The organism is Streptomyces erythrochromogenes (assembly GCF_036170895.1).
Taxonomy (GTDB): Bacteria; Actinomycetota; Actinomycetes; order Streptomycetales; family Streptomycetaceae; genus Streptomyces; species Streptomyces erythrochromogenes.
This window is the reverse complement of record NZ_CP108036.1, coordinates 7217244-7234152: the sequence shown is the minus strand read 5'-3', so window position 1 is coordinate 7234152 and position 16909 is coordinate 7217244. Positions and strand designations below refer to the sequence as shown.

Below are 16909 nucleotides of genomic sequence, written 5' to 3'. Positions count from 1 at the left end.
GGCGAGTGCTCACGCGGCGACCCGCTCGGCGTGCTCGGCGTTCAGAGCGGTGATGCCCTTGGTCGAGGCGATGGTGCCCTTGAGCTTCTTGGCGAGCGCCTCAAAGAACATGCTGAGCGGAAACTCGTCCGGAAGCACGTCGTCGACGAGCTTGCGCGGCGGCTGCGTCAGGTCGAGCGCGTCGGCGCCCTTGGCCCACTTGGAACCCGGGTGCGGGGCGAGGTACGTCGAGACGAGCTCGTAGGCCTTGAACCAGTGGACCAGCTTCGGGCGGTCGATGCCGGCCCGGTAGAGGTCCTCGATCTCGGCGCAGAGCTGGTTGGTGACCTGCGGGGCACGCATCCAGTCGATCTTCAGCTTGTTGTCCGTCCAGCGCACGACGTCGTGCTTGTGGAGGTAGGCGAAGAGCAGCTGGCCGCCGAGGCCGTCGTAGTTGCGGTTGCGGTCGCCGGAGACCGGGAAGCGGAACATCCGGTCGAAGAGGACGGCGTACTGCACGTCACGGCCGTGCTCGTTGCCCTCGGACTCCAGCTTCACGGCCTCCTTGAAGGCGGTGAGGTCGCAGCGCAGCTCCTCCAGGCCGTACATCCAGAACGGCTGGCGCTGCTTGATCATGAAGGGGTCGAACGGCAGGTCGCCGTGGCTGTGGGTGCGGTCGTGGACCATGTCCCACAGGACGAAGGCCTTCTCGCAGCGCTCCTGGTCGTCGACCATGCGCGCGATGTCCTCGGGCAGGTCGATGCCCAGGATGTCGACGGCGGCCGCGGTCACCTTGCGGTAGCGGGCGGCCTCGCGGTCGCAGAAGATTCCGCCCCAGGTGAAGCGCTCGGGGGCCTCGCGCACGGCGATGGTCTCCGGGAACAGCACGGCGGAGTGCGTGTCGTAGCCGGGGGTGAAGTCCTCGAAGGTGATGCCGAGGAAGAGCGGGTTGTCGTAGCGGGTGCGCTCCAGCTCGGAGAGCCACTCGGGCCACACCATCTTCAGCACGACGGCCTCGAGGTTGCGGTCCGGGTTGCCGTTCTGCGTGTACATCGGGAAGACGACGAGGTGCTGCAGGCCGTCGGCGCGCTCGGCGGCCGGGTGGAAGGCCATCAGCGAGTCGAGGAAGTCCGGCACGCGGAAGTCGTCCGCGGCCCACTTGCGCAGGTCGGCGATGAGCGCCCGGTGGTACGCGGTGGCGTGCGGGAGCAGCGGGGACAGCGCCTCGACGGCGCCGATCACGCGCTCGACCGCGGCCAGGACGGTGGCGCGGGCGTGCGCGCCCTCCGCCTCGAAGTCGATGGAACCGTCGGTGGCCTGCCAGGGGCGGATCTCCTCCACGGCGGCCTTGAGCTCGGGCCACGCAGGGTGGTCTACCACCCGCGCCCCAGCGGATATCACGGCACCGCCGACGCCCGGCACAAGAGTTTCCGTCATGTCACTTCCTCCACAGGAGAACCTCACGTCCGCACAGCGTATGCGCGCGAGGCTCTCCTACTCAAGAGGCGATTCGGGAAATTATCCTGCGTCACCCCCCGCTTCACCGAAAGTCTTCCCGTTCGCCAGGGTGGAACTGATAGCTCCGCCCAGTCGCGCCAAGGCTTCACATGCCTGTGGCAGTACCCCGGCCAGCCCCAGGAAGCCGTGGAACATGCCGGGGTGACTGTCCAGAACCGAGCGGATCCCGGCCCGCGCCAGCCGGCGGTGGTACGCGCGGCCGTCGTCCCGCAACGGATCGCACCCGGCGACCACCAGGTGGGCGGGCGGCATACCGGTGAGGTCCGCACGCAGCGGGGAGGCCAGCGGGTGCCGGCCGTCGCCGCCGGGGCCGAGGTACTGCTCCCAGAACCAGCGCATGTGCGCGGCGGTCAGGAAGCAGCCCTCGGCGGCGGTCCGGTACGACGCCCGGTCCTGGGCCGCGTCCAGCGCGGGATAGACCAGCGCCTGGAGCGCGACGGCCGGCCCGCCGCGCTCCCGGGCGAGCAGCAGCGAGGCGGCGGCCAGGTTGCCGCCCGAGCTGTCCCCGGCCACGACCAGAGCGCCCGGATCGCCGCCCAGCTCGTCCAGGTGGTCGCCGGCCCAGCACAGCGCCGCGTGGGCGTCCTCCGCCGCCGCCGGGAAGCGGTGCTCGGGGGCCCGCCGGTACTCAACGGAGACCACGGCGGCGCCGGCCGCGCGCGACAGGTGGCGGGCGGTGGTGTCGTGGGTGTCCAGGTCGCACAGGACCCACCCGCCGCCGTGGATGAAGACGACGGTCGGACGGGGCCCGGGCCGGCGCTCGGGGTCGGGCAGGTAGATCCGCACGGGTACGGGCGGGGCCCCGGGCGGACCGGGGACGGTCCGGTCCCGGGTGGCTCCGACGCGCGGCCGGCCGACGGGCGGGCGGGCGGCGGCCGCCAGGATCCGCCGGGCCTCGTCGGCGCTGGTGACGCCGCGGCCGAGGTCGGGGAACGCGGCGGTGAGGGCGTCGACGTAGGGCACGGCGGCCGGGTCGAGGCGGTCCCGGGCCCGGCCCTGGCCCCTGCGCCCGCGCCGGCCCCGGTCCCGGGCGGTGGTCGCGGCAGGCTCCGGAGGCTCGGCCATCACCGGCTCCGGAAGTGCGGGATGACCTTCTCGCCCCACTGGCGCAGGGTCTCCATACAGGCTTCCTGCTCGACCGTGCCCATCTGGACCAGGCACATGATCTCGTCGGCCCCGGCATCCCGGAGCCGTTCCACGTAGGCGATGGCGTCGTCGGCGGTCCCGTAGGCGTGGTCGGCGTTGAAGGTGGCCGTCGAGGTCGGCCGGACCGGGATGTCCAGCTCGTGCAGCCGCGCCACCACCTGCTCGGCGGCCCTGCGCATCTCCCCCGCCTCGTCGGCGCCCGCGACCACGGCCTCGTCCGGGACGCCGGCGCCGCCGTACCAGTGGCCGATGGACTGGGCGAAGAAGCGCTGGCCCCGGATGCCGATCCGCCGCGCCTGTTCGCCGTCGTCGAGCACGATGGTCGGGCAGAGCACGGAGAAGTGGTCGTTCACCGCCGTCGACACGAACCGGCTCCCGTCCCGCCCGGCGATCGCCGCGTCGTAGACGGACCTCATCTGCGCGATCGAACCGGGCCCGGCGAAGCCCATCACCAGTGCCCCGATGCCCAGCTCGGCCGCCCGGACCAGGGTCTCGCCGCGGCTGCACGCCAGGAACAGCGGCGGGTGCGGGGTCTGCCGCGGCCGCGGCAGGATGGGGTGCGGATCGATGTCGATCAGTTCGCCGTGGTACTCCAGCTCCTCCTCCTGCCAGGCCCGGCCGATGATCCGCAGGGCCTCCTCGACCTCCGCCGCGGTCCGCTCCTTGTCCACGCCGCACAGCGAGGTCTCCTGCTCGGTGCCGCCGCGCCCGGCGCCGAGGTCGAGGCGGCCGCCGGAGAGCAGGTCGAGCATCGCGGCCCGCTCGGCGACCCGCACCGGGTGGTTGAAGTTGAAGGGCATGCACACCACGCCGTGCCCGATGCGTATGGTGTTCGTCCTGGCCGCGACCCACGTCAGGAAGACCTCCGGAGCGCTCATGTGGGCGTACCACTTCAAGGAGTGGTGCTCAACGGCCCAGATCCGGTCGAATCCCATGCGTTCGGCGAAGACGGCCTGCTCGACGCAGTCGCGGATGAGGCGGTGCTCCCGCTCCACCGTCGGGTCGGCCAGCTGGGCCTCGAAGATCACGGAGAATTTCACGGTGCCTCCAGGGTTGCCTCGCGTGCCCGGTGCTACTTCAATTCGGAATATGACTAGTAGTCATACGTCGAAGAAGCAAGAGATGAAGCAGGGCCTTCCGGCGACCGCGTGGGCCGTTCTCGGCCTGCTGTCCTTCCCCGGCGAGCGGACCGGCTACGAGCTGAAGAAGTGGGCGGACTCCTCGCTGCGCTTCTTCTACTGGTCGCCGGCCATCAGCCAGATCTACGCGGAGCTGCGCCGTCTGGAGGAACTCGGGTACGCGTCCTCCGCGCGCTCGGGGCCGGAGGAGCCGCGGGCCAAGCGCCGGTACGCCATCACCGGGGCCGGGCGCGAGGCCCTGTCCGGCTGGGCCGCCGACACCGCGGAGGCCGGCCCCCCGGTGCTCAAGCACGGGCTGCTGCTGCGGATCTGGCTCGGCCACCTGGCCGAACCGGCGCGGCTGCGCGCGATGGTAGGCGAGCACCTGGAGCGCACCCGGGGCGAACTGGCCGCCGTACGGGAGGCCGTCGCGCAGGCGGCCGATGTACCGGAATGGACCTTCCCGCGCCTCGCGCTGCGCTGGAGCGAGCGGCAGCACCTGGCCGAACTGGAGCTGGGGGAGGCCTTGTTGGCCGACCTGGAGGAACTCTCCCCGCAGCACGGGGCGGTCGGGCGTCAAGCCGGCGGGGACGCGCCCACGCCCGGGTGACGCGGCACGGCCGCGGGAGGCCTCCCGGGGGCGCACAACCCTGGCGGGAAGCGGTCGGTGGCGCTTCCGCGGGGCCGTGCACGGACGGTCCCTATCCACGGGCGGCGCACTAGCATGCGACCTCATCGCGCGCGGCCGGTAGGGACACCGCGACCGCGCGGGGAGCCGCCGTCGACGGAAGCGAGAGAACCTTGACTTTCCTCACCATCGGTCACCGCGGGGTCATGGGCGTCGAACCGGAGAACACCCTCCGGTCGTTCGTCCGAGCGGAACGTTCCGGCATGGACGCCATCGCCCTGGACCTCCGGCTGAGCAAGGACGGCGCCCTCGTCGCCGTGCACGACCCCGAGGTGGACCGGACCACCGACGGCTCGGGGGCCGTCGCCGACCTGACCCTGGCCGAGCTGCGCGGGCTGGACGCCGGCCAGGGCGAGCGCGTCCCGGTGTTCGAGGAGGTGCTGGACGCGGTCCGGTCACCGCTCCACGCGTTCGTCGGGGACCGGGCCGCGGTCGGCGTGCTCGCGGAGCTGATCCTGCGCCGCGACCTGGTCCCGCGGGTGGAGATCGCCTCGGCGCACGAGGCGGTGCTCACCGAGGCCGCCCGCCGGGTGCCGGGCGTGCGGACCACCCTGTTCGTGCGGTCCCCCGACGGCGACACCGAGGCGGTCGTGGGCCGGGCGGTGGCCGCGGGTGCGGCGGCGATCGCCCTGGACGTCCGCCGGATCGCGCTGGAGACGGTGGAGGCGGCGCACACGGCGGGCCTGCGGGTGACGGGCCTCGCGGTCAACACCCTCGACCAGCTGCGGCTGGCGCGGGCGCTCGGGCTGGACGGCGTGGCCACGGACTTCCCGGAGATCCGCAGCACGGGCCGCTTCACCGCCTGAGCGGACCAACGGGCGGGCGGCTCACGGCTGGAGCGGCTTGACCAGCAGTTCGAAGGCGAGGTCGTCGCGGAGCGGGATGCCGAAGCGCTCGTCGCCGTACGGGAAGGGGCTCAGCTCGCCGGTGCGCCGGTAGCCGCGGCGCACGTAGTAGGCGATGAGCTCCTCCCGCACGTTCACCACCGTCATCCGCATCTCCCGGGCACCCCACGTCTCGCGGGCGCGGCGCTCCGCCTCGGCGAGGATCTCCTTGCCGAGGCCGCCGCCCTGGAGCCCCGGACGGACGGCGAACATGCCGAAGTAGGCGTGGTCGCCGCGGTGTTCGATGTGGCAGCAGGCGACGAGCTCGCCCGAGCGCTCGACGACGAGCAGGACCCCGTCCTCGCTGTCGATGACGGCGCGGACCCCGTCCGGGTCGGTGCGCTGTCCGTCCAGGTAGTCCGCCTCGGTGGTCCAGCCGGCCCGACTGGCGTCCCCGCGGTACGCGGACTCCACGAGCACCACCAGTTCCGGTACGTCCGCCTCGACGGCGCTGCGGAAGCTGAGGGCTGCGGGCTGGGCGGTCGACATGGGCGCTCCGTTCGATGCGGCGGCATATGACAAGCCTGGGACGGCAGGGAGAGCCTATCCCGGAGCCGAGTGGGGGCCGCGTGAGAAGGGCATCTCTCCCCGTGACGCCGACGAACCGGGAGGTTCCGCCGTGCACGGATCCGCCTCGCCCCTCTCCGCCTCCGTCTCCTCCTGGCTGCTAATGATCCTGTGTGCGGTGAGCGGTGCGTACTGCCTGCGGCGGGCGCGCGGACGGGGCGGGGCCGCCGCCGGGGAGGCGGTGATGGGGTTCGGCATGGCGCTGATGGCGGTGCCCCTCGGGGACGGCGGCGCGTGGCGGCCGCCCGTGCTGGGCGCGGTCTTCTGCGCCGCGGCCGTGCACGCCCTGTGGCTGCTGCGGGGCGGGGCGCACCACGCGCACCACCTGGTGGGTTCGCTGACGATGGTCTACATGGCAGCCGCAGCGGGTCCCGGCGGCGGGCACGGACACGGGCAGGGCGCGGGGCTGCCGCTGCTGACCGGGGCGCTCCTGCTCTACTACGCCGGCTACGTGGTGCTCGGCGGCACTCGGCTGATCACCGCGGGCGGTGCGGTCCCCGCGCCCTCGTCCGCCCTCCCGTCCGTGCCGCCCGCGCCCGTGCACGTCATGTCCACGGAGCTCGTCAGGGCCTGCCGACTCGCCATGGGAATGGGGATGTTGGCGATGCTGCTGTCGATGTGACCGCCTCCGGCAAACGTGTCCTGCGTCACCAATGCCCCCGTCTCATACCCGCAGGTAGGCCGGCGCTCATAGGCTGGTGGCCATGATGGTCCCCGCCGCCCTCCTTGTGCTCGGCGCCCTGACCGCGGTGCTCGCCCCCCGCCTGCTGGCCCGGGCCCAGTGGCCCGAACGAGAACCGGTCGTGGCCCTGTGGGTGTGGCAGTGCGTCGTCGGCGCGGTGCTGCTGTGCTTCGGGCTGTCCATGCTGCTGAGCGCCGCCGCGGCCTGGCAGGCGGTCCGGGGCCGGCTCTTCGCCGCCGCCCCGCACGGGGTGGTCGACGCGTACGCGCTGGGCGCTTCCGGCGGCCCGTGGGCCGCCGCCACCGCGCTCGCCCTCGCGGGCGGCGGCCTGTGGACCGGGGCGATGCTGACCGGGGAGGTGCTGCGGGCCCGGGCCCGGCGGCGTGCGCAGGGCAGCGAACTGCTGGAGCGGGCCCCGCTGCTGCCCGGGGAGGACCCGGTGGGCGCGCGGCTCGTCGTACTGGAGGGTCCGCGACCGGAAGCCTGGTGGCTGCCGGGTGCGGCCCCGCAGCTGGTGGTCACGACGGCGGCGCTGGGCCGGCTCAAGGGCAGCCAGCTGGATGCCGTGATGGCGCACGAGCAGGGGCACGCGACGGCCCGCCACGACTGGCTGCTGCACTGTTCGCGGGCGCTGGCCCGGGGGTTCCCTCAGGTGCCGGTCTTCGCGGCCTTCGAGGCGGAGATGCACCGGCTGGTGGAGCTGGCCGCCGACGACATGGCCTCGCGGCGGTTCGGGCGGCTGACGGTCGCGCTGGCGCTCGTCGGACTCAACGAGGACCGCGGGGTGTTCGCGGCCTCCTCGGCGCCGGAGGCGCACGTCCCGCAGCGAGTGCGCAGGCTGCTGTCGGCCGCGCCCCGGCTCTCCCCCGGCCGCCGGCTGCGGCTGACCGCGCTGGCCACGCTGGTACCGGCGATCCCCCTGCTGGTGGCCTTCGTACCGGGACTGAGCGCGCTCACGTAGCGCGAGCCCGGCTCCGCCCGGCCGCCGCCGGTGCGAGGATCCCCTTATGCGGAACGATCTATTTCGGTGGATGGGGATCGGCTGCGCGCTGCTCGGGGCGGTGCTGACCGCCCTGGTGGTCGCGGGCTGGCAGCCCCTGCTCGCCTGGGACGAACGGGTCGCGCGGGACCTGCACGCCCATGCCGTCGCCCACTCCGGGGTCACGCAGTCCATGCGGGTGCTGTCCGACTGGGTCTGGGACCCGTGGACGATGAGGGTGCTGGCGACCGCGGCCTGCTTCCTGCTGTGGTGGCGGGGCGACCGGGAGCGGGCACTGCGGGTGGCGCTCGCCGCGGTGGTGGCCACGCTGGTGCAGCAGGGGCTGAAGGCGGCGGTGGGGCGGGAGCGCCCGGTGTGGTCGGACCCGGTGGACTCGGCGCACTACGCGGCCTACCCGTCGGGCCACGCCCTGACGGCGACGGTGGTGTGCGGGATGCTGCTGTGGCTGATCCCCGGCCCGGCTCCGAAGTGGGCCCCGGCCGCCTGGGCCGCGGCGGCCGTGACGGTCCTCGGCGTCGGCTTCACCCGGCTCTACCTCGGCGTGCACTGGTTCTCGGACGTCCTGGCGGGCTGGCTCCTGGGCGCGGCCCTGGTGGTCCTCGCGGCATCGGTCTCCGTCGGCGGCCGCAGACCTGCCCCGCGCCCGCAGGAGCGGTGAGGGGTCGTCCGGGGGGGGCGGCCGCCCGGGGGCCGATCGGCGTAGTTGCCACATCGTTTCTCCGGTGAACCTCGTCGGCCGGCCGAGCGAGTTGCCGTGCAGGCGCGCCCGGCTCCTGCCGACCCTCGTCGTGCAGCCGTGACGTGAGCGAGGGAGGCCCGATGGCGGACGCGAAGGATGGGCCACCGGTCGACAAGGGGTGGCTGAGGCAGACGAAAGGGTGGCTCCGCGTCCGGTTGCCGTTCAGCGCCTCCCGCGGAGAGATGGGCCCGTGGGAGCAGAAGGAGGGGCTGCACGCGAGGATCTCCGAGCTGGAGGCCATCCTGGACGCCCTGTTGACACGGGCGCTGGCCGACCCGGAGCGACGCGACCTGGCACCGGCCTACGCCGAGAAGGCCGTCGAGGGGCTCCGGCAGGCCCGGTCCGTGCTGGAACACCACTCGCATCCGCGCGTACGGCGGGCAGCGCACCTCGGGGTCGCCCAGTCACACGTCGACACGACCTTGAACCTCATGGTCTGGATGGCCTCCGGCGAGGACATCAAGGCCCTGCTCCCCCAGATGCTGGCGCTGATCGACGAGCACTTCGCCGCCGACGACCCGCGTCGCATCCGTGCGGCGGAGCTCGCGCGCAAGATCCAGCACGACGAGCTCGATCCGGGCGCGACCGCCGTCAGCCTCACGCCGAGCGAGCGTGCCTTCCTCGCCGAGACGGTCAGCCATGCCAGACGACTCCTGCGGAGGGAGACCCTCCGCGTCCGCAGCTTCGTGTGGATCGTCGCCTCCGTGACCGGAGCCCTGTTCCTGGCCGCGGTCCTGGTCGCGGTCCTGACCTTCGCGTGGAAGAACGCGATTCCGCTGTGTTTCACCCCGGAGAGCGGCGGCGAGTACGAGGTGGTGTGCCCGTCGAACAGCAGGGACACCGGGACGACTCCACCGACCACCGCCATGCTCGCCGCGACCGCTCAGAAGTACGACTACATCGTCGTCGAGACCGTGGGTGTCGTGGCCGCGGCCATTGCGTCCGCTGCGACCCTGCGGCGGATCAGGGGGACCGCACTGCCCTACAACGTGCCGGTCGTCCTGGCCCTCCTGAAGCTGCCGACGGGCGCCCTCACGGCTCCGCTGGGGCTGCTCCTCATGCGCGGCGGCTTCGTGCCCGGCCTCAGCGCTCTCGACTCCACGGCTCAGATCATCGCGTGGGCGGTCATCTTCGGGTACTCCCAGCAGCTGTTCACCAAGTTCGTGGACAGCCAGGGGCAGGCCGTCCTGGACGCCGTCCGCGGGCCGAACGGTATGCCGGCGACTCCCCAACCCTGACACCGGGCCTGATGCGCGACGCCCTGCCGAGCCCCTGGAACCGAGGCCGGCCGCGAGTGGCGTGGCCTGCCCTGGATGATCCCCCGTGTCACCCAGAGCAGGCGACCCCGTGCGCTGAGTATATTGGCTGTGAGCCAGTCAACGCAGGAGTAAGCATGTCCCCGCGCAGCGCATCGGTCAATGAAGAATTGCGCAGACGTTCCCGGGAGCGGCTGCTGCAGTCCACGGTGGAGCTCGTCGCCGAGCGCGGCTACGAGGCCACGACCCTCGGCGACATCGCCGACCGGGCGGGCGCTGCGCGCGGCCTGGTCTCGTACTACTTCCCGGGCAAACGCCAGTTGCTGCAGTCGGCCGTGCACCGGCTGATGCACCTCACCCTGGGCGCCGCGCTGGAGCGGGAGCCCCGCAGCGAGGACGGGCGGGAGCTGCTGGCGCGCGCCATCGACGCGATCCTGGGGCTCGCCCGGGACGAACCGCTGCTGATGCGGACGCACATGGCCGGCATCCTCACCGCCGACGGGTTCGTGCAGTGCCCGGAGCAGCGGCGGCTGGCCGAGCTGCTGCGGGACACCGTCGCCCGGTACGGCTCGGCGGACGTGGACGCGGACTACCCGCTGCTGCGCGCCCTGCTGATGGGCGCGGTCGTGGCGGTGCTGCTGCCCGGGGCCCCGATGCCGGCCGTGCGGCTGCGGGCGGAGCTGTTCCAGCGCTACGGGCTGGACTGGGAGCTCGGTGTTCCGCCGGACGGCGGGCTGCCGCCCGGCGGAACGTTTCCCTCACACCCCTGACCTCACTCGGTTCAGCGGTACTCGGGCTGGGTCTGTACGTTGAGCCGGTCCATGCGGACCCGCTTGGCGCTGTCCGTCCGCCGGTCGTCGAGCCGCAGCACGTCGAGGCCCTTGGCGATGTCGTTCGAGTAGATGTGCCCGTTGTAGTAGTACGCCGACCAGGAACCGCCGAGGCCCAGCCGGTCCGTCGTCAGCGGTCCGCGCTCGAAGTAGGCGATCTCCCTGGGCCGGGCCGAGTCGGTGAACTCCCACACCGAGACGCCGCCCTGGTACCAGGCCTGCACCATGATGTCGCGGCCGCCGCCGACCGGGACCAGCGAGCCGTTGTGCGCCACGCAGTTCTCGGTGTCGGCCTGGTGGCGCGGGATCTTGAAGTAGCTGCGGAAGGCGAGTTTGCGCTGGTCCCCGCGGCCGGTGATGTCGTAGATCCCGTCGGCGCCCCGGTTGGGGCCGGTGGCCTCGTTGCAGGTGGCGCCGCCACCGCCGCCGAGTTCGTCGGTGAACACCACCTTGTTCGCGCGCTCGTTGAAGGTGGCCGAGTGCCAGAACGCGAAGTTCACGTTGTCCTGCACCCGGTCGATGACGCGCGGCTGCTCGGGCCTGCTGATGTCGAAGAGGATGCCGTCGCCCATGCAGGCTCCGGCGGCCAGGTCCTTCGACGGCAGCACGGTGATGTCGTGGCAGCCCGTGGTCTTGGAGACGCCGGGGTTGGTGGGCGCGCCCGGGTTGCCGCCGTCGGGGAAGAGCACCGGGAAGGCCACGACCGCGGCATTCGTCGGGCTCTTCTTCGGGACCTTCACCACGGAGATGCCGTCGTGCGGCGGCTTGCAGTCGGGGAAGGCCTCGTTCGGGGAGTAGGAGGAGACGTAGAGGTAGATGTCCTTGCGGCCCGGGACCAGGGTGTGGGTGTGGGAGCCGCAGGCCGTCTCGACGGACTTGATGTACCGGGGGTTCTTCTTGTCCTTGATGTCGAAGATCTTGATGCCCTCCCACGAGGACTTCTCCGTCGCGGGCTGCGAGACGCTGTTGCAGGAGTCGTCGCTGCGGGAGGAGTCGGTGGAGAGGAAGAGCAGGTCGCCGTCGACGGAGATGTCGTTCTGCCCGCCGGGGCAGAGCACCTCGGTGACCTTCTTCGGAGCCTTGGGGTTGGCTATGTCGTAGATCGTGAAGCCGTTGTAGTTGCCCGCGTAGGCGTACCTGCCCTGGAACGCGAGGTCCGAGTTGATCACTGTGGGGTCGGTGGAGGGGATGTTGGCCAGGGGTTTGATGTTGGCGCTGTGCACGATCTCGTCCTGGCCGGGGATGGTGCCCGGGGCGAGTTCACCGCCCTCCAGGATGCCCGCGCTCTGATGGTTGCCGTGGCCGGGCGTCAGGTCGCCCGGGTCGGGGGTGGCCGCGGCCGGTCCGGCCGCGAGGAGGGTCGTGAGGAGTCCGGCCGCCGCGACGACCACCCCCACCCTCCTGTTGCCCGCTCTCCTGGTGTGTAGCGAGGTCACTGTGCCTCCCATGGGAGCCCGATCGGTTCCGTCCGCAGGGGAACGGAACCAGGACCCCGGCAGTATCTTCCCTTCATGGACATGGCAAAAGACCTCCGGGGCCGCAAGGCCTTGACCGCGCGGCCCCTCCGGCTCGCCGCGGCGACGGCCACCGCCGGCCTCCTGCTGACGCTCGCCGCCTGCCAGGACGGCGGTGCGGACCGGGCCGACGACGGGCAGGCCTCGATCGTCGCGCCGGGCAGGCCGGGCGAGAAGTCCCGCACGCTCACCCCCGAACAGGCCGCCAAGGCCAAACCCGACGACAGCCCGAACGCCGCCGACCAGTCCTACGTGCAGCGGATGATCGAACACCACCGGCAGGCGCTGACGATGAGCGCCTTGGCTCCCGAGCGCGCGGCGGCGGACCCGGTCAAACGGCTCGCGGAGCGGATCTCGGCCGCCCAGAAGCCCGAGATCGGCGCGATGCAGAAGTGGCTGGCCCTCCATCCGGCGCCGACGGCGGGCTCCGGCACGACCGCCCCCGGGCACGGACACGACCACGACCACGGATCGATGCCGGGCATGGCGACCGAGCAGCAGCTCAAGGAGCTGGCCGACGCCAGGGGCGCCGACTTCGACCGGCTCTTCCTGAAGCTGATGACCGCCCACCACGAGGGGGCTCTGACGATGGCGGGCGAGGCGCTGGCCGGCGGGAACAACCCGGCCGTCGAGGAGATGGCCAACGAGGTGGTGGCCACGCAGAGCGCCGAGATCCACCGGATGCGCGCGATGGGCTGACTCCGCAAGGAGCCGGTGTCATGCTGGGACCACCTGCGGGAGGAGCTCCGCCGTGCTTCGTGTCGCCGTCGTCGGATCGGGCCCCAGCGGGGTCTACGCGGCCCAGACGCTGGTCCAGCAGCGCGAGGTGCCCGGGGTGCGGGTCGACGTACTGGACCGGCTGCCCGCCCCCTACGGGCTCGTGCGCTACGGGGTCGCACCGGACCACGAGAAGATCAAGTCGCTGCAGGGCAGTCTGCGCACCGTGCTGGAGGACGAGCGGATCCGCTTCCTCGGGAACGTCGAGGTCGGCGGGGCGGCCCTGCCGGCGCAACGGCTGCTGGAGCTGTACCACGCGGTCGTGTACTGCGTGGGCGCGGCGCGGGACCGGCTGCTGGGGATCCCCGGCGAGGAACTGCCCGGGGTGCACTCCGCGACGGCCTTCGTGTCCTGGTACAGCGGGCACCCGGATGCCGCCGCCGAGGTCTTCGACCTGCCCGGGGTCGATTCGGCGGTGGTGGTCGGGGCGGGCAACGTCGCGGTGGACGTGACCCGGATCCTGGCCCGCGGCACGGCCGAGCTGGCACCGACGGACATGCCGCAGCCGGCGCTCGGCGCGCTCGCGGACAGCGGGGTGCGCAGGGTGTCGATGGTGGCCCGACGCGGCCCCTCCCAGGGCAAGTTCACCACCAAGGAGCTACGGGAGCTGGGCACGCTGCCGGGTGTGGACGCCTGGGCGGACCCGGCCGAGCTGGCGCTGGACCCCCTGTACACCGATCCGGGCGCGGCCGCCGCGCTGCCGGCGGTGGCGCGGCGCAACCTGGAGGTCCTGCGCGGCTGGGCCGGTGAGGCCCCGGGCGCCGGGCCGCGCCGGATCGCGCTGCGGTTCTACCTGCGCCCGGTGGAGGTCCTGGGCGGGCCCGACGGCCGGGTCGCCGGGATGCGCTTCGAGCGGACCGCTCCGGACGGCCTCGGCGGGGTCACCGGGACGGGCGTCCACGAGGACGTCGAGGCGCAGCTGGTGCTGCGCTCGGTCGGGTACATGGGCGTGCCCCTGGCCGGGCTGCCCTTCGACCCGGCGAAGGGCACGGTTCCGCACGCGGCGGGACGGGTGCTGCGCGCGGGCCGGGCCTCGGTCGGCGAGTACGTGGCGGGCTGGATCAAGCGGGGCCCGACCGGGGTGATCGGCACGAACCGGCCGTGCGCCAAGGAGACCGCGTCCTCGCTGCTCCAGGACGCGGGGGCGCTGGCCCGGCGCGAACTGCCCGGCGATCCGCTGGACGCCCTGCGGGCGGCGGGCCTGCACCCGGTGGAGTGGCCGGGCTGGCTGGCCATCGAGTCGGCCGAGGCGGACCTGGGACGCTCCCTGGGCCGACGCTCCGTCAAGATCCCGGATTGGACGGGCCTGTTGGGCGCGGCGGACGTGGGGCAGGCGTAGCCGGCCCGCTTCGGCGCGGGACGGATCCGGGCCGGGCACTGGCAGGCGCGGGCCGGTGCCCGACGGTGCGCACGGCCGCCCTGTGCGCGTCCACCGGCCTCGCGGCGGCCGTCCCGCCCGGTGGGCGAGCGGTGCCCTCCAGGAAACACGGATGCAGCCCTTCGCACCCGTACCCGCTCGCGCCGGCCGTGGCGCTTCCGGGTGGTCGTCCCGGCGGACCGCCCCCGTGCGGGAGTGTCGCCGCTCCGGGCCGCGTACGCGGCCCGATCATGTGGCGGGAGCGGAACCCCGGAGCGGCAGCGGATGGAGCGGCATGGCACCGAACGAATTGCGCCGGTCACGGGCCGGCTGGCGGCCCTGGGTCCTCGGGACGGCGACCACGGCGCTGGTGCTCTCGGTACCCGCGGTCGCCGCGGGGGCCGAGGCGGGCGCTGTCGTCCGCGACCGGCCGGCCGTCGCTGAGCAGGCCGCCGGGAGCGCCGCCCCATGCCCGGACCACGCCGTGGCCGCCGGGTGGGAATGGTGCCCGCCGCCCCGCTGCGACACGGGACCTCCTGGGTGCGAGGGGCCCGGTGTGCCCCTCGGTGACGCCCGGGTGGTCAAGGAGGACGCGGCGACGGGCAACCTCCTCGGCGGAGCCGTCTTCCAGCTCTGGGAGGAGACCAACGGCATCCCGGGACTCCAGAACACCGGCAGCGACCCCGACACCCGGATCGGCGACACCTGCACCACCGCGGCCGACGGCACCTGCACCCGCACCCTGCCGACCGGCGTCTACTACTGGCAGGAGACCCAGGCCCCGCCGGGCTACGACCTGCCCTTGAACCCCGTGTTCGGCCCCCTGGTCCTGACCGAGGAGAACATCACCGAGGGCGTGACCGTGACCGCCGAGAACACACCCACGCCCCCCGCCACCGGGGACGTCACCGTGGTCAAGCAGGACGGGCCGACCGGTGCGCCACTGGAGGGCGCCGTCTTCCAGCCCTGGGAGGAGACCAACGGCATCCCCGGGCTCCAGACCACCAGTGGCAACCCGGACACCCCGATCGGCGGCCCCTGCACCACCGCGAACGACGGGACGTGCACCCGCACCCTGCCGACCGGCGTCTACTACTGGCAGGAGACCCAGGCCCCGCCCGGCTACGACCTGCCCTCGAACCCCGTGTTCGGCCCCCTGGTCCTGACCGAGGAGAACATCACCGAGGGCGTGACCGTGACCGCCGAGAACACACCCGCGCCCGTCTCCCCGTAGTCCGACGGGGGCGCCGGCGGCTGGAGCGGCTCAGGACGTGAGGCGGGCCGCCTCGGCCGCGGCCGCCCTCAGGACGCTGTCGAGCAGGCCCGGGAACAGGGCCTCCAGGTCGTCGCGGCGCAGGGCGTTGAGCTTGGTGGTGCCGCGGTAGGCCTGGCGTACGACACCGCTCTCGCGCAGGACGCGGAAGTGGTGCGTGGTCGTGGACTTGGTGACCGGCAGGTCGAAGTGCGAGCAGGCCAGGTCGTCCGCCGAGCCGGCCAGGTCCAGGACGATGGAGAGCCGCACCGGGTCGGAGAGGGCGTGCAGCACGCCCTCCAGGCGGATCTCGGCCGTCTCCGGGTGGGCCAGGGTGCGGGAGGTGTCCCGATCCGTCATGTCCCTGCTCCGCTCACTCGGCTTGGTCCGGGCCCCCATGGTACGAGAGTCGTCGAAGGAGGCGTGGGGGTCGCCGGCATCGGCGGGGACGGGGGTGCGGCCGCGGCCCGGTGGCCGCGGCCGCACCGCCGTCACCAGGACCGGTGGTACTGCTCGGGCGTCCGGATCGACGCGCCCAGCTCGTCGGCCGCGCGGCGGGCCCAGAACGGGTCGCGCAGCAGCTCGCGGCCCAGCAGGACCGCGTCGGCCTCCCCGTTGGCCAGGATCTTCTCGGCCTGCTCCGGCTCGGTGATCAGGCCGACCGCGGCCACGGGGAGGGTCGTCTCGGCCTTCACCCGGGCGGCGAACGGCACCTGGTAGCCGGGGCCGACCGGGATCGTCACGCCGGGCGCGAGGCCTCCGGTGGAGACGTCGAGGAGGTCCACGCCGTGCTCCTGGAGGAGTTGGGCGAGGCGCACGGTCTCGTCGGCGGTCCAGCCCTCCTCCTCCAGCCAGTCGGTGGCGGAGATCCGGAAGAGGAGCGGGAGCTCCTCGGGCCACGCCGCCCGTACGGCGTCGACGACCTCCAGGGCGAAGCGGGTCCGGTTCTCGAAGGATCCGCCGTAGGCGTCGGTGCGCTTGTTGCTGTGCGGGGAGAGGAACTCCCCGATGAGGTAGCCGTGGGCGCCGTGGATCTCGACGACCTCGTAGCCCGCCGCGAGCGCCCGCCCGGCCGCGGCCGCGAACTGGCCGGTGATCTCGGCGATCTCATCGGCCGTCAGCTCGTGCGGCACCGGGTGGCCCTCGGCGAACGGCACGGCGCTGGGCGCGACCGGCTGCCAGCCGTGCGCGTCGGCGCCGACCGGTCCGCCGCCGTTCCAGGTCCGGTCGGTGGACGCCTTGCGGCCGGCGTGGGCGATCTGGATGCCGGGGACGGTCCCCCGGGCCTTGAGGAAGCCGGTGATCCGGCGCAGGGCCTCGACTTGGGTGTCGTTCCAGATGCCGAGGTCGTACGGGGAGATCCGGCCCTCCGGGGAGACCGCGGTGGCCTCCTGGACGATCAGGCCGGTGCCGCCGGTCGCGCGGGCGGCGTAGTGGGCGAAGTGCCAGTCGGTGGCCACGCCCGCGTTCGGACCGAAGGCCTCGGCGCTGTACTGGCACATCGCGGCCATCCAGACGCGGTTCGGGACGGTGACCGATCGCAGGGTGTACGGCTCGAACAGGGCGGCGAAGGCGGCGGGTACGGCGGGGGCAGCACTCATC

17 protein-coding genes are annotated in these 16909 nt (G+C 73.1%); 10 read left to right on the top strand and 7 right to left on the bottom strand.

Features of this window, described 5'->3' with window-relative positions:
- Window positions 1–9 precede the first annotated feature (9 nt).
- From OHA91_RS33035 to OHA91_RS33025, 3 genes are all read right to left on the bottom strand, one after another.
- The gene (locus OHA91_RS33035) at window positions 10–1416 is read right to left on the bottom strand and encodes a DUF6421 family protein (protein ID WP_031156802.1); all 1407 of its coding nucleotides are present in this window, start codon (window positions 1414–1416) and stop codon (window positions 10–12) included.
- Between the two features lie 81 nt (window positions 1417–1497).
- On the bottom strand, window positions 1498–2562 hold the full coding sequence (locus OHA91_RS33030) for an alpha/beta hydrolase (protein ID WP_328740567.1): 1065 nt from the start codon (window positions 2560–2562) through the stop codon (window positions 1498–1500).
- Complete coding sequence (locus tag OHA91_RS33025; protein WP_328740566.1) at window positions 2562–3683, bottom strand: LLM class flavin-dependent oxidoreductase; 1122 nt, start codon at window positions 3681–3683, stop codon at window positions 2562–2564. Before OHA91_RS33025 ends, OHA91_RS33030 begins: the two co-directional genes overlap by 1 nt.
- Before the next feature lie 82 nt (window positions 3684–3765).
- On the opposite strand from OHA91_RS33025, the gene OHA91_RS33020 reads away from it, so the two are divergent.
- Together OHA91_RS33020 and OHA91_RS33015 are read left to right on the top strand one after the other, a co-directional pair.
- Window positions 3766–4371 carry a PadR family transcriptional regulator gene (locus OHA91_RS33020; RefSeq protein WP_328740565.1) on the top strand — a complete coding sequence of 202 codons (606 nt, stop codon included), beginning with the start codon at window positions 3766–3768 and terminating at the stop codon, window positions 4369–4371.
- A 191-nt stretch (window positions 4372–4562) separates the two neighbouring features.
- Window positions 4563–5255, top strand: a complete 693-nt coding sequence (locus OHA91_RS33015; RefSeq protein WP_328740564.1) for a glycerophosphodiester phosphodiesterase — start codon at window positions 4563–4565, stop codon at window positions 5253–5255.
- A gap of 21 nt (window positions 5256–5276) precedes the next feature.
- Here OHA91_RS33015 and OHA91_RS33010 read toward each other — a convergent pair whose 3' ends face one another.
- Window positions 5277–5822 carry a GNAT family N-acetyltransferase gene (locus OHA91_RS33010; protein ID WP_031156797.1) on the bottom strand — a complete coding sequence of 182 codons (546 nt, stop codon included), beginning with the start codon at window positions 5820–5822 and terminating at the stop codon, window positions 5277–5279.
- Window positions 5823–5952: 130 nt separating this feature from the next.
- Here OHA91_RS33010 and OHA91_RS33005 point away from each other — a divergent pair, with 130 nt between their 5' ends.
- The 5 genes from OHA91_RS33005 (at window position 5953) to OHA91_RS32985 (ending at window position 10347) form a co-directional block, all read left to right on the top strand.
- Entirely contained in the window at window positions 5953–6522 is a 570-nt protein-coding gene (locus OHA91_RS33005) for a DUF5134 domain-containing protein (protein WP_408059203.1), read from the top strand.
- An 82-nt stretch (window positions 6523–6604) separates the two neighbouring features.
- Complete coding sequence (locus OHA91_RS33000) at window positions 6605–7543, top strand: M56 family metallopeptidase (protein ID WP_031156794.1); 939 nt, start codon at window positions 6605–6607, stop codon at window positions 7541–7543.
- Window positions 7544–7613: 70 nt separating this feature from the next.
- Window positions 7614–8240 (top strand): phosphatase PAP2 family protein, encoded by a 627-nt coding sequence (locus OHA91_RS32995; protein ID WP_245240263.1) that lies wholly within the window; start codon window positions 7614–7616, stop codon window positions 8238–8240.
- A 263-nt stretch (window positions 8241–8503) separates the two neighbouring features.
- The gene (locus tag OHA91_RS32990) at window positions 8504–9559 is read left to right on the top strand and encodes a hypothetical protein (RefSeq protein ID WP_031156789.1); all 1056 of its coding nucleotides are present in this window, start codon (window positions 8504–8506) and stop codon (window positions 9557–9559) included.
- A gap of 155 nt (window positions 9560–9714) precedes the next feature.
- Complete coding sequence (locus OHA91_RS32985; RefSeq protein WP_031157654.1) at window positions 9715–10347, top strand: TetR/AcrR family transcriptional regulator; 633 nt, start codon at window positions 9715–9717, stop codon at window positions 10345–10347.
- Window positions 10348–10358: 11 nt separating this feature from the next.
- Here the strand turns inward: OHA91_RS32985 and OHA91_RS32980 are convergent, their stop codons facing one another.
- Window positions 10359–11855, bottom strand: a complete 1497-nt coding sequence (locus OHA91_RS32980) for an LVIVD repeat-containing protein (protein WP_051893704.1) — start codon at window positions 11853–11855, stop codon at window positions 10359–10361.
- 63 nt (window positions 11856–11918) lie between these two features.
- On the opposite strand from OHA91_RS32980, the gene OHA91_RS32975 reads away from it, so the two are divergent.
- The 3 genes from OHA91_RS32975 (at window position 11919) to OHA91_RS32965 (ending at window position 15289) form a co-directional block, all read left to right on the top strand.
- Window positions 11919–12620 (top strand): DUF305 domain-containing protein, encoded by a 702-nt coding sequence (locus tag OHA91_RS32975; protein ID WP_245240262.1) that lies wholly within the window; start codon window positions 11919–11921, stop codon window positions 12618–12620.
- Window positions 12621–12672: 52 nt separating this feature from the next.
- A complete protein-coding gene (locus tag OHA91_RS32970) occupies window positions 12673–14037 on the top strand; it encodes an FAD-dependent oxidoreductase (protein ID WP_031156783.1) in 1365 nt (454 codons plus the stop codon).
- A gap of 574 nt (window positions 14038–14611) precedes the next feature.
- Entirely contained in the window at window positions 14612–15289 is a 678-nt protein-coding gene (locus OHA91_RS32965; RefSeq protein ID WP_328740562.1) for an MSCRAMM family protein, read from the top strand.
- Between the two features lie 30 nt (window positions 15290–15319).
- On the opposite strand, the gene OHA91_RS32960 is transcribed toward OHA91_RS32965, so the two are convergent.
- Window positions 15320–15667 carry an ArsR/SmtB family transcription factor gene (locus OHA91_RS32960; RefSeq protein WP_031156779.1) on the bottom strand — a complete coding sequence of 116 codons (348 nt, stop codon included), beginning with the start codon at window positions 15665–15667 and terminating at the stop codon, window positions 15320–15322.
- A 131-nt stretch (window positions 15668–15798) separates the two neighbouring features.
- Window positions 15799–16908, bottom strand: coding sequence for an NADH:flavin oxidoreductase/NADH oxidase (locus OHA91_RS32955; RefSeq protein ID WP_031156776.1), 1110 nt, complete (start codon window positions 16906–16908; stop codon window positions 15799–15801).
- Window position 16909: the final 1 nt, after the last annotated feature.

Bases quoted from the DNA above. Each gene is read 5' to 3' on its own strand.
- OHA91_RS33035 (WP_031156802.1), bottom strand. From the start codon at position 1,416: ATGACGGAAACTCTTGTGCCGGGCGTCGGCGGTGCCGTGATATCCGCT.
- OHA91_RS33030 (WP_328740567.1), bottom strand. From the start codon at position 2,562: ATGGCCGAGCCTCCGGAGCCTGCCGCGACCACCGCCCGGGACCGGGGC.
- OHA91_RS33020 (WP_328740565.1), top strand. From the start codon at position 3,766: ATGAAGCAGGGCCTTCCGGCGACCGCGTGGGCCGTTCTCGGCCTGCTG.
- OHA91_RS33010 (WP_031156797.1), bottom strand. From the start codon at position 5,822: ATGTCGACCGCCCAGCCCGCAGCCCTCAGCTTCCGCAGCGCCGTCGAG.
- OHA91_RS33000 (WP_031156794.1), top strand. From the start codon at position 6,605: ATGATGGTCCCCGCCGCCCTCCTTGTGCTCGGCGCCCTGACCGCGGTG.
- OHA91_RS32995 (WP_245240263.1), top strand. From the start codon at position 7,614: ATGGGGATCGGCTGCGCGCTGCTCGGGGCGGTGCTGACCGCCCTGGTG.
- OHA91_RS32990 (WP_031156789.1), top strand. From the start codon at position 8,504: ATGGGCCCGTGGGAGCAGAAGGAGGGGCTGCACGCGAGGATCTCCGAG.
- OHA91_RS32985 (WP_031157654.1), top strand. From the start codon at position 9,715: ATGTCCCCGCGCAGCGCATCGGTCAATGAAGAATTGCGCAGACGTTCC.
- OHA91_RS32980 (WP_051893704.1), bottom strand. From the start codon at position 11,855: ATGGGAGGCACAGTGACCTCGCTACACACCAGGAGAGCGGGCAACAGG.
- OHA91_RS32975 (WP_245240262.1), top strand. From the start codon at position 11,919: ATGGACATGGCAAAAGACCTCCGGGGCCGCAAGGCCTTGACCGCGCGG.
- OHA91_RS32960 (WP_031156779.1), bottom strand. From the start codon at position 15,667: ATGACGGATCGGGACACCTCCCGCACCCTGGCCCACCCGGAGACGGCC.
- OHA91_RS32955 (WP_031156776.1), bottom strand. From the start codon at position 16,908: ATGAGTGCTGCCCCCGCCGTACCCGCCGCCTTCGCCGCCCTGTTCGAG.